The following is a 13,759-nucleotide window of genomic DNA, read 5'->3' as shown; positions in this document are numbered from 1 at the left end:
GGAACGATCAACTCAACAACGGTCTAAAATCCCGCTGTCCACTTCTCAAGGAAGCCCAATACGTGAAATCCCTCCTTGCACTGCTTTCCCTCGTGGCCCTGCCGGTTCTGGCCGCTGAGCCTACCCTGTACGGGCGCTACGAATACATCGCGCTGCCGGAAATCGGTGGTGAAGTCCTCAAGGCCAAGATGGACACCGGCGCCCTGACCGCGTCGCTGTCGGCCAAAGACATCGAAACCTTCACCCGCGATGGCGACGAGTGGGTGCGCTTCCGCCTCGCCACCAAAGGCGCGAGCAACAAGGTCTACGAACACAAGGTCGCGCGGATCAGCAAGATCAAGACCCGCTCCGAAGAAGACGAGGATGAGAAGGACGACATCGCCCCCACCAAACGTCCAGTGGTCGATCTGGAATTGTGCCTGGGCAACGTTAAGCGCACGGTGGAGGTCAATCTCACCGACCGCAGCAGCTTCAACTACCCTTTGTTGATCGGCGCCAAAGCCTTGCGTGAATTCGGCGCGGCGGTGAACCCGGCGCGGCGCTTTACGGCAGACAAACCCGACTGCTGATTGACGGCGAATCAGCCTTGGGGCACCGTTCGCCCACTTAACTGCCGGGCTCGGACGCCATGCCCCATATCCTGATTGTCGAAGACGAAGTGGCGATTGCCGACACCCTGACGTTCGCGTTGCAGGGCGAGGGCTTCACCACCACCTGGTTGAGCCTTGGCGCGGCGGCGCTGGAGCATCAGCGCCAGACCCCGGCCGACCTGATCATTCTCGACATTGGTCTGCCGGACATCAGCGGCTTCGAGACCTGCAAGCAATTGCGGCGTTTCAGCGAAGTGCCGGTGATCTTCCTCAGCGCCCGTGATGCGGAAATCGATCGCGTTGTGGGCCTGGAAATCGGTGCCGACGATTATGTGGTCAAGCCGTTCAGCCCACGAGAGGTGGCGGCGCGGGTCCGGGCGATTCTCAAACGCATGGCGCCGCGAGCGGCGGCCGAGGTGTCATCGGCACTGTTTCGCATCGACAGCGAGCGCGTGCAGATCAGCTATCGCGGTCAGCCTCTAACCCTGACCCGCCATGAGTTCCGCCTGCTGCACTGCCTGCTGGACCAACCCGAGCGCGTCTTCAGCCGCGAGCAATTGCTCGATGCGCTGGGCGTCGCCGCTGATGCCGGTTACGAACGCAGTATCGACAGCCACATCAAGAGCGTGCGCGCCAAACTGCGCCGGGTGAAGGCCGACGCAGACCCCCTCCAGACCCATCGCGGCCTCGGTTACAGCTACAGCCCGGGGCGTAGCTGATGCCTCTGGGGATCCGGATTTTTCTGGTCTACGTGCTGTTTGTCGGGCTGACCGGCTACTTTGTGCTGAACACCGTGATGGAAGAAATCCGTCCCGGCGTGCGCCAGTCCACCGAAGAAACGCTGGTCGACACTGCCAACTTGATGGCTGAAATCCTGCGCGACGACTTCAAGGTCGGCACGCTGAATCAAAACCGCTGGCCCGAACTGCTCAAGGCTTATGGCGAACGGCAACCGAAGGCGAGCATCTGGGGATTGCCGAAGAACCAGGTCAACCACCGCATCTACGTCACCGATGCCAAGGGTGTCGTGGTGCTGGACTCCAGCGGCGTTGCAGTGGGTCAGGATTACTCGCGCTGGAACGACGTTTTACTGACCCTGCGTGGCAAATATGGCGCTCGTTCCAGCCGCAGCGATCCGAACGATCCGAACTCCTCGGTGATGCACGTCGGCGCCCCGATTCGCGACAACGGCCAGATTATTGGCGTGGTTACCGTGGCCAAACCCAACAGCTCGTTGCAGCCATACGTTGATCGCACCGAACGGCGATTGCTTGCCTGGGGGGCAGGGTTGATCGGCCTCGGTCTGCTGTTCGGCGCGCTGTTGTCGTGGTGGTTGAGCGCGGCGCTGCGGCGGCTGACTGCTTACGCTCAGGCCGTCAGTGAAGGCCGGCGGGTCGAGGTTCCGCACTACCGTGGCGGCGAGCTGGAACAACTGGCGACGGCGGTGGAGCAGATGCGCACGCAGCTCGAAGGTAAAGCCTACGTCGAGCGTTACGTGCACACATTGACCCACGAACTGAAAAGCCCGCTGGCGGCTATTCGCGGCGCGGCGGAGTTGCTGCAAGGCGAGATGCCGTTGGCCCAGCAGCAGCGTTTTGTCAGCAACATCGACAGCGAAAGTGTGCGGATGCAGCAGTTGATCAAGCGTTTGTTGAATCTGGCTCAAGTTGAACAGCGCCAAGGGCTGGAGGAGCGGGTGGCGGTGCCGCTGGCGAAGCTGGTAGATGAAGTGCTGAGCGCTCAGGCGGCGCGCATCGAAGGCAAGCAGTTGCGCGTGGAACAACGGATTGCGGCGGATTTGAACCTGCTCGGCGAACCATTCCTGTTGCGTCAGGCGCTGGGGAATTTGCTGGAGAACGCTTTGGATTTCACCCCGGCTCATGGCTTGCTGCGATTCAGCGCCGAGAAGATCGGTGAACAGATCGAGTTCAGGCTATTCAACCAGGCCGAGGCGATTCCCGACTATGCGCTGCCGAGGTTGAGTGAGCGGTTTTACTCATTGCCGCGACCGGACAGCGGGCGCAAGAGCACGGGTTTGGGACTTAACTTTGTTGAGGAAGTGGTGAAGTTGCATGGTGGAACGGTAAGCATCGGTAATGTCGACGACGGTGTTGAAGTCAAGTTGTGTATGCCTGCTTAGAGCCACCCCTCATCGGAACGCCGCCCGCCCATCCCTCTCCCCAGAGGGGAGAGGGGGAAAGGGAGCCGATCTTCAAGCTTTTCAAACTTGAGTTCGACTCGATATTTCAGGTCGATGTAGCTCTAAGAACACCTCGGTCAGTCCCCTCGCCCCTCTGGGGAGAGGGTTAGGGTGAGGGGGTGCTTGAACTTCCCACACACTCTCCACATTCCCCCCACACACCCTCCACATACAAATCCCAGACTCTCCCCATCCAAACAGGGAGAGTCCCATGAACCGCAGCCTGACCCTAAAACTCGGGGCAATTGCCCTTCTGATTCTGTTGTTGCTGATCCCGCTCCTGATGATCAACGGCGTGATCCAGGACCGCCAGCAACTGCGCGACGGTGTCCTCGAAGACATCGCCCGCAGTTCCAGCTACAGCCAGCAACTGAGCGGGCCGTTGATGGTGGTGCCGTATCGCAAAGTGGTGCGCACCTGGAAGCTCAACGAGAAAACCAACCAGCGCTACCAGGAAGTGGGTGAAGAACGCGGTCGTTTGTATTTCCTCCCGGAGCGCTTCGAACTCGACGGCGACGTCCAGACCGAACTGCGTGCTCGGGGCATTTATGAGGCGCGTCTATTTCATGCGGACAACCGCATCAGCGGGCATTTTTCGGTACCGGCTCAACTGGGAATCAAGGAGGATTTCGTCGATTACCAGTTCGACCAGCCGTTTTTGGCGGTCGGGATCAGCGACATTCGCGGCATCGAAAATGCCCTGAAACTCGAGCTCAATGGCCAGAAACTCGACTTCGTCCCCGGTAGCCAGGTGGGTTGGTTGGGGGAGGGCGTGCATGTAACCCTGCCGGCGCTCGACGCGAAACAAACCATGCAACTGGCCTTCGGTTTCGACCTGCGTTTGCAAGGCACTGGTCAGTTACGGATCCTTCCGGTAGGCAAGACCAGCAAGGTTTCACTGGCCGCCAATTGGCCGCATCCGAGTTTCATCGGCAACTACCTGCCGGCCCAGCGTGAAGTCAGCGATCAGGGCTTCACCGCCCATTGGCAGACCTCGTTTTTCTCGACCAACCTGCAAGAGGCCTTGAGCAGCTGCGTGTCCGGCGACGGTTGCGAAGCCTACACCGGCCGTAGTTTCGGCGTGAGCTTCATCGACCCGGTGGATCAGTACCTGAAAAGCGATCGGGCAATCAAATATGCGTTGCTGTTTATCGTCCTGACCTTCGCCGGTTTCTTCCTCTTCGAAGTGCTGAAAAGCCTCGCGGTACACCCGGTGCAATACGCGCTGGTGGGCGTGGCCCTGGCGTTTTTCTATCTGCTGTTGCTGTCGCTGTCCGAGCACATCGGCTTTGCCCTGGCGTACCTGCTGTCGGCGGGTGGCTGTGTGTTGTTGATCGGTTTTTATGTCTGCCATGTGTTGCGCAGCGTACGTCACGGCTTGAGTTTTTCGGCGGGATTGGCGGCGTTGTACGGCTTGCTCTACGGCTTGCTGAGTGCAGAGGATTACGCGTTGTTGATGGGTTCGCTGCTGTTGTTCGGGTTGTTGGGCGTGTTTATGGTGCTGACCCGCAAGCTGGACTGGTATGGGATTGGGCAGAAGTCGGCCAAGCCGCTGGCGTTTGATATTGGAGCGGTGGAATGAGCCGGTCGTTGGGGCTGCGTGAGGATCAGCGGGAGGGCGAGGTGTTGGCGACGCTGATTCACGGGTTGTTTCCGTTAGATCCGGTGTGGTGCCATCGCGAGCAAGCTCGCTCCCACAGTGGATCTACTGTGAACACACTATTTGTGGGCACTAGAGATCAAATGTGGGAGCGAGCTTGCTCGCGATGAGGCCCTGACAGCCAGCGAAGTTCTAAACCTTCGGCATCGTCGCCAGCATCGAAGCCCGCTGACTGACTTCGAAATACCACGCAGCCAGCTTCGGATTCGCCGCGCGCCATTCCAGATCCGGATGGCGCAAATCCAGGTAGCCCAAAGCACAGGCCACACTGATTGCCGCCACATCGAAATGGCTGGTCAGCTCGGCAATCGCGTCGGCTTCCAGCACTGCCAGGCCGCGACGAATCTTCTCGCGCTGACCATCAAGCCACTCGTCCCAGTGTTTTTCCGGGGCACGCAGTGCGACTTCATAACGAATCAGCACCGCAGCGTCCATGATCCCGTCGGCCAGGGAGGCCAGGGTCAGGCGCCGCCAGCGGGCCGAGCCGTCGCGCGGTATCAGCGGATTGCCGACGTGCTGGTGATCGAGGTAATCGAGGATCACCCGGCTGTCATGGATGACGTTGCCATCGGCCAGGCGCAGGGCCGGGATCTTGCCCAGCGGGTTGTCTTCGTTGAGGCTAAGGTCCGGGGTAACCGGCGTCAGCACGCAGTCTTGCAGCGCCACGCGGTCCTGTTGACCGGTTTCGTGCAACAGCACCATGACTTTGCGAACGAAGGGCGACAAAGGGTTGTGGAACAGGGTCATGCTGGGGGCGGACATGGCAGCGTCTCGGTCGGTGGCAGTGTCGGCAGCATAGCGCGTTGATCCGCTGCTCAGTCAGCGACGTTGCAGCAGGCCGCGCAGGGCGAAGATTGCTGGAACACCCAGGCCAAGCCAGCTCAAGGCATCCCACACGCCATCGCCCAGCAAGGCGGCGAACAGCCCCGCAGCGCTGAGCAGGGCGATAACCGTGGGGGTGGAGAAGACCTTCCAGAAATTCGACTGCCTCGGCGTCATGCTGGACTCTCCGCGTTATCGAGCACAGGTTTTGCAGCCTTGCGCCGCACCACCCACAAGTAAACCCCGCTACCGAGCACGATGATGGTCAGCCCATCCAGGGTCGCCCAAAGGATCTTCATCGGCATACCGCCGTAATCACCGAAGTGCAGCGGTTGTGACATGCCCATGGCGTCCATGTACCACGGCCGTTCGGCCACGGCGGTGACTTGCAGGGTGCTGGCGTCGATCAGCACCGGTGTCAGCAGGTGCGAGGTCAGGTGAGTGCTGCCTTTCATGAACACCGCGTAATGATGTTCGCTGGAGAATCGTGTGCCGGGGAAGGCGATAAAGTCCGGCTGCATGCCCGGTGCGACTTCCTTGGCGATGTCGAGCAAACGGGTCGCTGGCGCCAGGTGTGTCAGTGGCGGCGCATCGCGGTACGGCGCGACCATCGCGCTCAGGCTGTCGTTGCGCCACGCAGCGATCAGCAGATCGGCGCAGGCACTGATGACGCCGGTCACTCCGACCACCAGCGCCCAGGTCAGGGTCACCACGCCGATCAGGTTGTGCAGGTCGAGCCAGCGCAGACGGGGGGATTTGTCCTGGCGCACGGTGGCGAATTTCAACCGCCGCATGAACGGCAAGTACAGCACCGTCCCGGAAATAATGGCCACGACAAACATCAGTCCCATGAACGCCAGCAGCAACTTGCCCGGCAGACCGGCAAACATGTCCACGTGCAGGCGCAGCATGATCATCATGAAACCGCCGTTGGCCGACGGCATCTCCAGCGCCTCACCGGTGCGGGCGTCGAGCATGAAGGTGTGAGACGAGTTCGGTTCAGTGCCGGCGGTGGGGGCCATGATCGCGATCACGCCGTTGGGGTCTTCTTCTTCCCAGCCGAAGTACTGCATCACCTCGCCGGGGCGATGTTTTTCGGCGGCCAGTACCAACTGCTGCAAGTCCAGCTGCGGGGTGTCGGCCGGCATTTGCTTCAATTCAGCAGCATCGCCCAGCAGGTGGTCGATCTCGTGATGGAAGATCAACGGCAAGCCGGTCAGCGCCAGCATCAGCAGGAACACCGTGCAGATCAGGCTGGTCCAGGTATGGACGAAGGACCAGCGGCGAATTGTTTTACTTTTCATTTCATGGCCTTCAGAAATACCAAAGCCGTCCTTGAAGGACGGCTTGGTCATTGCGCATGTCAGGTCAGGCAATTACCACTTGTAAGTTGCACTGGCGACGACGCTGCGTTGGTCGCCGTAGTAGCAGTAGAAACCGTCGCACGTGGAGATGTAATCCTTGTCCAGCAGATTGGTGGCATTGAGCGCCAGCGACGCGCCTTTCAGGCTGTTGTCCAGACGGCCGAGGTCGTAATGGACTGCGGCGTCGAATACGGTATAAGCGTCGGCTTTGCCCAGCCAGGTGTTGGCCTGATCGCCATAGGTGTTACCGGTGTAGCGTGCGCCGGCGCCGATGCCGAAACCGTCCAGCACGCCGTTGTGCCAGGTGTAGTCAGCCCACAGCGAAGCTTGCTGGTTAGGCATCAGTTGCAGACGGTTGCCCTTGTTGTCGCCTTTCTGCACTTCGGATTTTGCCAGCGTGTAGGCAGCGATGATTTTCAGGTTGTCGGTGACGTCGGAAACAGCTTCCAGCTCCAGGCCTTTGACTTTCACTTCGCCGGTCTGGCTGGTGATCGGCACAGCGCCCACGGTGGTGGTGACCGAGACGTTTTTCTGGGTCAGGTCATACACCGCCGCGCTGAGCAGGGTTTTGCTGCCCGGTGGCTGGTATTTGACGCCCAGTTCCCACTGCTTGCCTTCGGTAGGTTTGAACGATTCGGTGGACGAGGCTAGCGCGCCGGTAGTGGGCTGGAAGGATTCGGCGTACGACAGGTACGGCACAAAGCCCGACTCAAACACATAACTGATCGCCGCGTTGCCGCTGAAGGCCTTGTCGCGCTCGGTGTTGGTGGCATCGCCCTTGTTGAAGAACTTGGTGCCGGTATGGACCCAGTCTTCACGGCCGCCGAGGGTCAGGCGCCATTGGTCGAGGGCCATCTGATCCTGCACGTACAAGCCAGTCTGGTAGGTCTTCTGGTCGTAGTCGTAGAACGCGGTGGAGCGCGGCGGACGAACGATTGGCTGGCCATAGATCGGGTCGTTGACGTTGGTGGTCAGCCCGTCACCGAAAATCGAGGTGTAGTTGGTGTTGCTGCGCTGGTGGTCGAGACCCAGCAGCAGGGTGTGACGGACATCGCCGGTGGCGAAGTCGGCCTGGAAATTGTTATCCACGGCGAACTGGCTGATGTCTTCGTCAACGCTGGTGCTTGTGCGCCCGACGTTGCCTTCGTTATCCACCTGAGTAAACGGATACGAGCCGACAGTAAGGGCCTGGAAAGACAGGTCCGACTTGGTGTAACGCAGGTTCTGCTTGAACTGCCAGACATCGTTGAAGCGATGTTCAAACGCATAACCCAGCGCGTAGTAGGTGCGGTCGTAGAATTCCCAGTCCGGGTCGCCCAGATTTTTGTGATGGGAAACTTTACCGAACGGCATGTCGATTTTAGTGCCTTGCACCGGCAGGAACTGGCTGGTGATGCCGGTATCGTCACGGGTGAACTGGGTGAGCAGGGTGAATTTCGTGTCTTCGTCGATGTTCCAGGTCAGGCTCGGCGCAATGTTGTAGCGCTTGTTGTCGACGTGATCGATCTGCGTGCCGCTGTCGCGCACCACGCCGCTCAGGCTGTAGAGAAACTGGCCTTCATCGTCGATCTTGCCGGTGCTGGCGAAGCTGATCTGACGATGATTGTCGCTGCCGTACTGCACCTGGATCTCGTGGCTGTCTTCAGCGGTAGGACGACGGCTGACCATGTCAAGCAGGCCGCCCGGTGGGGTTTGGCCGTAGACAGACGAAGCAGGGCCGCGCAGCAGGGCGAGGCGATCGAGGTTCCAGGTTTCCTGTTTCGGGTTGGCGTACACGCCTTTTGGCAGCGGCAAGCCATCGAGGAACTGGGTCGGTTCGAAACCGCGAACGCGCAGCCAGTCAGCGCGGGTGTCGCTGCCGTAGCTGCTGGCGACGATGCCCGGCATGTAGCGCACGGCGTCATCGAGGTTTTGCACGTTGCGGTCTTCCATTTGCTCGCGGGTGGCGATGGAGATCGAACGCGGTGCTTCGACCAGCGCGGTGTCAGTCTTGGTGCCGGCGGCGGTGCGCGTCGCCAGGTAGCCTTCCACCGGTCCCCAGGCACTCTCGGTACTTTCGACGCCGATGATGGCGGTTTCCGGCAGGGCCATCACACCCTCGGGCACGGCCACCAGGCTGTAGGTGCCAGCGCTGCTCTGTTCCAGTTGCAGACCGGTGCCGCGCAAGGCTTCACGCAGGGCGCCGGGAGCATCGAACTGACCCTTCACCGGGGCCGAGGTTTTGCCCGCCGCCAGCGATGGATTCAACGACAACGCGAGGCCGGCCTGGCTGGCGATCTGATTGAGGGTGCTGGCCAATGGCGCAGCCGGCAGGTTGTAGGCGCGAACGCTGGACGCCTGTTCAGCGGCAATCAGCTGACTGCTGGCCAGAGGGGCGCAAAGGGCAATGGCGACCGCCAGCAAACTGGGGCGCAACAAGGTGTCTAGCGAACGGGACATACGGCGGCTCCTGAATGGAAATATTTCTCAATTGCCTAGGTGCCGAACGAGAATTCAAAAGTGATAGGGCTGATTGAAAATAATTTCGATTCAGTAAGTGAATCGTTCCCACGCGTGGGAACGGTCATTTAGTCTCAGTCTTCGCCACGACCGTCACCCACCACGGCGTGTGCTGTTCGATCTGCACCGGCAGGGTCGGCAACAGCGCGCTCAGCGCCTTGTCGGTGTCATGCAGCGGGAAGCTGCCGGTGATTCGCAGGTCGGCAATCTCGGGTGCAACACCCAAATGCCCGCGACGATAGCGGCCGAGTTCATGGACCAGGTCCTCCAGCCGCGTGTTGTCCACCACCAGCATGCCGCGGGTCCAGGCATCGGCGCCGAGGTTGAGCGCGACGATCGGCCCAAGGCCATTGCTGCGCATCAGGACTTGCTGGCCCTCCCGCAGAATCCGTTCTTCAGGACTCGCCTCGGGATGAGCCGCCACCGCCGATTTCAGCACGCTCAGGCGCGTACCTTGTTCTTCGCGCTTGACCAGGAACCTTGTCCCCAGTGCGCGCATGCTGCCTTCGCGGGTTTCGACGATAAATGGCCGGGCATCGCCGTGGCCGGTTTCGACGAGGATCTCCCCTTCCTGAAGGACGATCAGCCGCTGCTTCTCATCGAAACGCACGTCCACGGCACTGTGGGTGTTGAGGTTGACCCGCGTGCCGTCGCTCAAATGCAGGGTGCGTTGCTCGCCGGTGGCGGTGCGTTGATCGGCGAGCCAATAGTCGACCGGCAGATAACGATCACCGGCGAACAGCGCCAACCCGATCACCGCGACAATGCTGGCGACGCCGCTGCCCAATTTGCGCACGCGCCGGCGAATGCTTTCGCGCGATTGCAACAAGGCCGTGCGGGCCGGGCCACTGGCGACGCTGAAACGCTGGTCGAGCATGCCCAACTGACGCCAGGCGCGGGCATGTTCTTCATGGGCGGCGTGCCATTTGGCGAACTCTTCGCGTTCCACCGGATTGCCGGAATCCAGGGACAATTGCCAGGCAATCGCGGCATCCAGCACTTGCGCCGATACCGGTTTGGAGCTGAGCGGGCTCATACCGGCTCACCGTACAAAGCGATGTAGCACTGACGAATGCCCTGGGCCAGGTACTGACGAACTCGCGGCACTGACACACCCAGACGCTCGGCGATTTCGGCGTGGCCGAGGCCGTCGAGGCGGTTATAGAGAAACGCCGCCCGGGCCTTGCTTGAGAGCTTGCCGAGCAGGCGGTCGATGGCTTTGAGGTCTTCGAGGATCAGTTGCTGTTCCTCCACCGACGGTTGTTCACCTGCGGGGATCAGCATCAATTCGGTGAGGTAGGCCTGTTCCAGCGCGGCGCGGCGGAAATAGTCGAACAGCAGACCCTTGGCAATCGCCACCAGAAACGCGCGTGGTTCGCGCGGCGCCTTCAGCTCTTCACGACCCAGCAAGCGCACGAACGTGTCCTGACTCAGGTCTTCGGCTCGTTGCGGACAGGCGACGTTGCGTCGCAGCCAAGCCAATAGCCAACCGCGATGGTCGCGATACAACGCACCAACGAGCTCACTTTGAGGGCTTTGGACTGACGACACGCAGCATCACCGATTGGGAAGTGTTAACTAACGAGAATTGTTCGCGATTGTGGCAGAGGCGGGGGAGGTAAGCAATTGGCGCTGGTCGGGTCAAAATCGATCCCCCTCACCCTAACCCTCTCCCCGAGGGGCGAGGGGACTGACCGAGGAGTTCTTGGAGGTACATCGACCTGAGATATCGAGTCGAACTCAGGTTTGAAGCGCATAGAGATCGGCTCCCTTTCCCCCTCTCCCCTCTGGGGCGGTCCGACGTTTCGGGAGGGCTGGGGTGAGGGGTGGCTCTTGAATTTTCCACTATTTCAAAACGAAGGTGCTCGCTGCCTGCGTTTCCACTGACTCAACCGCTGCTGCAGATTCAACGGACTATGAATCTGCATCTGCCGCGCCCGGCTGAACAAAATCAACGCCAGCTCAGCGGTGGCCAACGCATCGGCACTGGCATTGTGGCGCTCGAACACTTCCAGTTTGAACCAGTCGATCCACTCATCCAGCCCGGCATCGCGAATGTGCGCCTGAGGGCAAAGCAGCGGCGCGATATCAGCTACATCCAGAAATGGATGCTGCAACTTGTAGCCCAGATGGTCTTTCAGCGCGCGCCCGAGCATGTGCTGATCGAACGGCGCATGAAACGCCAGCACCGGGCTGTCGCCAACAAATTCCATGAACTCGACCAAGGCCTGAGCCGGATCGCTGCCCGCGGCAATCGCACTCGGCCCCAGGCCATGAATCAACACGCTGGGTGCCAACTTCATGTCGGCGCATTGCAACGTGCGTTCGAACTGCTGGCTGAAGTCGATCGCGCCGTCCTCAATCACCACCGCACCGATGGACAGCACGCGATCCTTGTTCAGGTTCAGCCCGGTGGTTTCCAGGTCGAGCACCACCCAGCGTTGTTCGCGCAGGCTGCATTCGCCGAGCTCTGCCGCCGAGGGCAAGCGTTGCAGGCGTTGTTGGAGTTCGCCGGGAAGACTCGGACCTGCCGGGCGCAGCCATGAAAACAGGCTCATAGCTGATACCGCAGGGCCAGGCTGCTTTGCAGGCGTTGTGCCTGGCGCAGGGATTCACGCAGGATCCGTCGATCCAGATGATTGAGGCTGTCAGGGTCGACCCGGTTGGAGTAGGGCAAGTTCTCCCGAGTCTGTAGCTGATGTTGCTGCATGCGGGCTTGCTGGATGAAGTGATAAGCCTCTTCGTACGCCGCACCGTCCAGCCGTTCGATGACTTCTTTGTCCACCAGTTGGCGAAAGCGCTCCAGCGTGTTGTTCGCCTCGACCCCATGAGCCAAGGCGAGCAGTCGGGCTCCGTCGACAAACGGTGTTAGCCCCTGGACCTTCAAGTCCAGAGTGGCTTTCTCACCATTCTTGCGAGCCAGTACGAACTCACGGAAACGTCCTACGGGCGGACGGTTACGCAGGGCGTTCTCGGCCATCATCCGTTGGAACAGTCGGTTGTCATTCACTTGATCGAGAATGCCTTGGCGCAGCTGCTCGCAGCCTTGCTCGTCCCCCCAGACCACGCGCAAGTCGAAATAAATGCTCGAACCCAGCAGGTTCTCAGGCGTTGCCTCGCGGATAAACGCCGCAAAACGCCGCGCCCATTCGGCCCGGGACAGACACAGTTCGGGGTTGCCGGCCATGATGTTGCCCTTGCACAGCGTGAAGCCGCAGAGCGCCAGACTCTGGTTGATCTGCTGGGCAATGGGCAGCAATTTGCCGCGAAGTTCGGCGGCATGGGCCGCGTCCCGGGCTTCGAACAGAATGCCGTTGTCCTGATCGGTGTGCAGTGTCTGTTCGCGGCGACCTTCGCTACCGAAGCACAGCCAACTGAACGGAATGCCGGGGTCACCTTTCTCGGCGAGGGTCAGTTCGATCACCCGGCACACGGTGTGGTCGTTCAGCAGGGTGATGATGTGGGTGATCTGGGTTGAAGAGGCACCGTGGGCCAGCATGCGCTCCACCAGTTGGCCGATCTCGCCGCGCATCGCAACCAGATTTTCCACCTTCTGGGCGCTGCGGATGGTCCGCGCCAGGTGCACCAGATCGACCCGTTGCAGGGAAAACAGGTCACGTTCCGAAACCACGCCGCACAGGCGATGATCCTTCACCAGGCAGACGTGGGCGATGTGCCGCTCGGTCATGGCAATCGCCGCGTCGAAGGCGCTGTGGTCCGGCGACAGGAAAAACGGCGCCTGGGTCATGTGCCGTTCGATGGCTTCGTTGAAGTCGTTAGTGCCGTCGGCCACCACATGGCGCAGGTCGCGCAGGGTGAAAATCCCCAGCGGCGATTTATGTTCGTCGACCACCACAATGCTGCCGACCTGCTGCTCATGCATCAGGGTCACGGCTTCACGCAGCGGCGTGGCCGGGCTGCAGGTCACCGGATGGCGCATGGCCAATTCGCCCAGTCGGGTATTGAGCGAGTACTGGGTGCCGAGGGTTTCCACGGCTTTTTGCTGGACTTGCTGGTTAACCTGATCCAGCAGGCTGCTCACGCCGCGTAGGGAAAAGTCGCGAAACGCGTTGGAAAGTGCGAACAATTTGATGAACGCCAGCTTGTTCAGCTGTAGGCAAAAGGTGTCTTCGGCCGCGAGGTGTTCGGTGCGGGTTGCACGCTCCCCCAGCAGCGCGGCGAGGGGGAAACACTCGCCGGTGGCGATTTCGAAAGTGGTTTCGGTCCCGCCCTTGGCCGTGTGGGGACGTTCACCCACGACCCGGCCTTGTTTGACGATGTAGAAATGTTCAACCGGGCCGTCGGCGGGTTTGATGATGCTTTCGCCGGGGGCATAAAAACGCAGCTGACACTGTTCGACCAGGTACGCCAGGTGGGCGTGTTCCATTTGATTGAAGGGCGGGAATCGCTGAAGGAATTGCAAAGTGCCCTGGATGTTCTGCAACACCGCGGTTTTCCCTGCCTGTGTGAAGGCGTCCGCTTTACTCATAACTATTACCGCAGTCTTTTTTGAATTGTTGTTGTCGGATGACTACTCATGGTCGGCCCCTGCGCGCAGGGTGCCCATTGGACGTAAGTCTAGGTAGGCAGTGAAGCTGTCGGCATTTGGGATATGTCTGACGCA

General features: G+C 60.5%; 12 protein-coding genes. 4 read left to right on the top strand and 8 right to left on the bottom strand.

Annotated elements, in window-relative coordinates:
- The first annotated feature begins 62 nt into the window (after positions 1 to 62).
- From rloA2 to creD, 4 genes are all read left to right on the top strand, one after another.
- On the top strand, positions 63 to 569 hold the full coding sequence (gene rloA2 / locus ACYZT7_RS29770) for a retropepsin-like aspartic peptidase RloA2 (protein ID WP_462039249.1): 507 nt from the start codon (positions 63 to 65) through the stop codon (positions 567 to 569).
- Between the two features lie 59 nt (positions 570 to 628).
- Positions 629 to 1,309 carry a two-component system response regulator CreB gene (gene creB / locus ACYZT7_RS29765; protein ID WP_462039248.1) on the top strand — a complete coding sequence of 227 codons (681 nt, stop codon included), beginning with the start codon at positions 629 to 631 and terminating at the stop codon, positions 1,307 to 1,309.
- Positions 1,309 to 2,730, top strand: a complete 1,422-nt coding sequence (creC, locus tag ACYZT7_RS29760; RefSeq protein WP_462039247.1) for a two-component system sensor histidine kinase CreC — start codon at positions 1,309 to 1,311, stop codon at positions 2,728 to 2,730. Before creB ends, creC begins: the two co-directional genes overlap by 1 nt.
- A 271-nt stretch (positions 2,731 to 3,001) precedes the next feature.
- A complete protein-coding gene (creD, locus tag ACYZT7_RS29755; protein ID WP_462039246.1) occupies positions 3,002 to 4,372 on the top strand; it encodes a cell envelope integrity protein CreD in 1,371 nt (456 codons plus the stop codon).
- A gap of 210 nt (positions 4,373 to 4,582) precedes the next feature.
- On the opposite strand, the gene ACYZT7_RS29750 is transcribed toward creD, so the two are convergent.
- From ACYZT7_RS29750 to ACYZT7_RS29715, 8 genes are all read right to left on the bottom strand, one after another.
- Complete coding sequence (locus ACYZT7_RS29750) at positions 4,583 to 5,212, bottom strand: glutathione S-transferase (protein WP_462039245.1); 630 nt, start codon at positions 5,210 to 5,212, stop codon at positions 4,583 to 4,585.
- A 57-nt stretch (positions 5,213 to 5,269) separates the two neighbouring features.
- Positions 5,270 to 5,449: a hypothetical protein gene (locus tag ACYZT7_RS29745; RefSeq protein ID WP_462039244.1), complete on the bottom strand. Its 180-nt coding sequence runs from the start codon at positions 5,447 to 5,449 to the stop codon at positions 5,270 to 5,272.
- On the bottom strand, positions 5,446 to 6,576 hold the full coding sequence (locus tag ACYZT7_RS29740) for a PepSY-associated TM helix domain-containing protein (RefSeq protein WP_462041883.1): 1,131 nt from the start codon (positions 6,574 to 6,576) through the stop codon (positions 5,446 to 5,448). Before ACYZT7_RS29740 ends, ACYZT7_RS29745 begins: the two co-directional genes overlap by 4 nt.
- A gap of 72 nt (positions 6,577 to 6,648) precedes the next feature.
- Complete coding sequence (locus tag ACYZT7_RS29735) at positions 6,649 to 9,075, bottom strand: TonB-dependent siderophore receptor (RefSeq protein ID WP_462039243.1); 2,427 nt, start codon at positions 9,073 to 9,075, stop codon at positions 6,649 to 6,651.
- A gap of 124 nt (positions 9,076 to 9,199) precedes the next feature.
- The gene (locus ACYZT7_RS29730) at positions 9,200 to 10,171 is read right to left on the bottom strand and encodes a FecR domain-containing protein (RefSeq protein ID WP_462039242.1); all 972 of its coding nucleotides are present in this window, start codon (positions 10,169 to 10,171) and stop codon (positions 9,200 to 9,202) included.
- Positions 10,168 to 10,686, bottom strand: coding sequence for an RNA polymerase sigma factor (locus ACYZT7_RS29725; protein ID WP_462039241.1), 519 nt, complete (start codon positions 10,684 to 10,686; stop codon positions 10,168 to 10,170). Before ACYZT7_RS29725 ends, ACYZT7_RS29730 begins: the two co-directional genes overlap by 4 nt.
- 299 nt (positions 10,687 to 10,985) lie before the next feature.
- Complete coding sequence (locus ACYZT7_RS29720; RefSeq protein WP_462039240.1) at positions 10,986 to 11,693, bottom strand: 3'-5' exonuclease; 708 nt, start codon at positions 11,691 to 11,693, stop codon at positions 10,986 to 10,988.
- On the bottom strand, positions 11,690 to 13,624 hold the full coding sequence (locus ACYZT7_RS29715) for a putative nucleotidyltransferase substrate binding domain-containing protein (RefSeq protein WP_462039239.1): 1,935 nt from the start codon (positions 13,622 to 13,624) through the stop codon (positions 11,690 to 11,692). Before ACYZT7_RS29715 ends, ACYZT7_RS29720 begins: the two co-directional genes overlap by 4 nt.
- Positions 13,625 to 13,759 lie beyond the last annotated feature (135 nt).

Source organism: Pseudomonas sp. RT4P38 (assembly GCF_054897765.1).
This window is presented reverse-complemented; position numbering and strand designations above follow the sequence as displayed.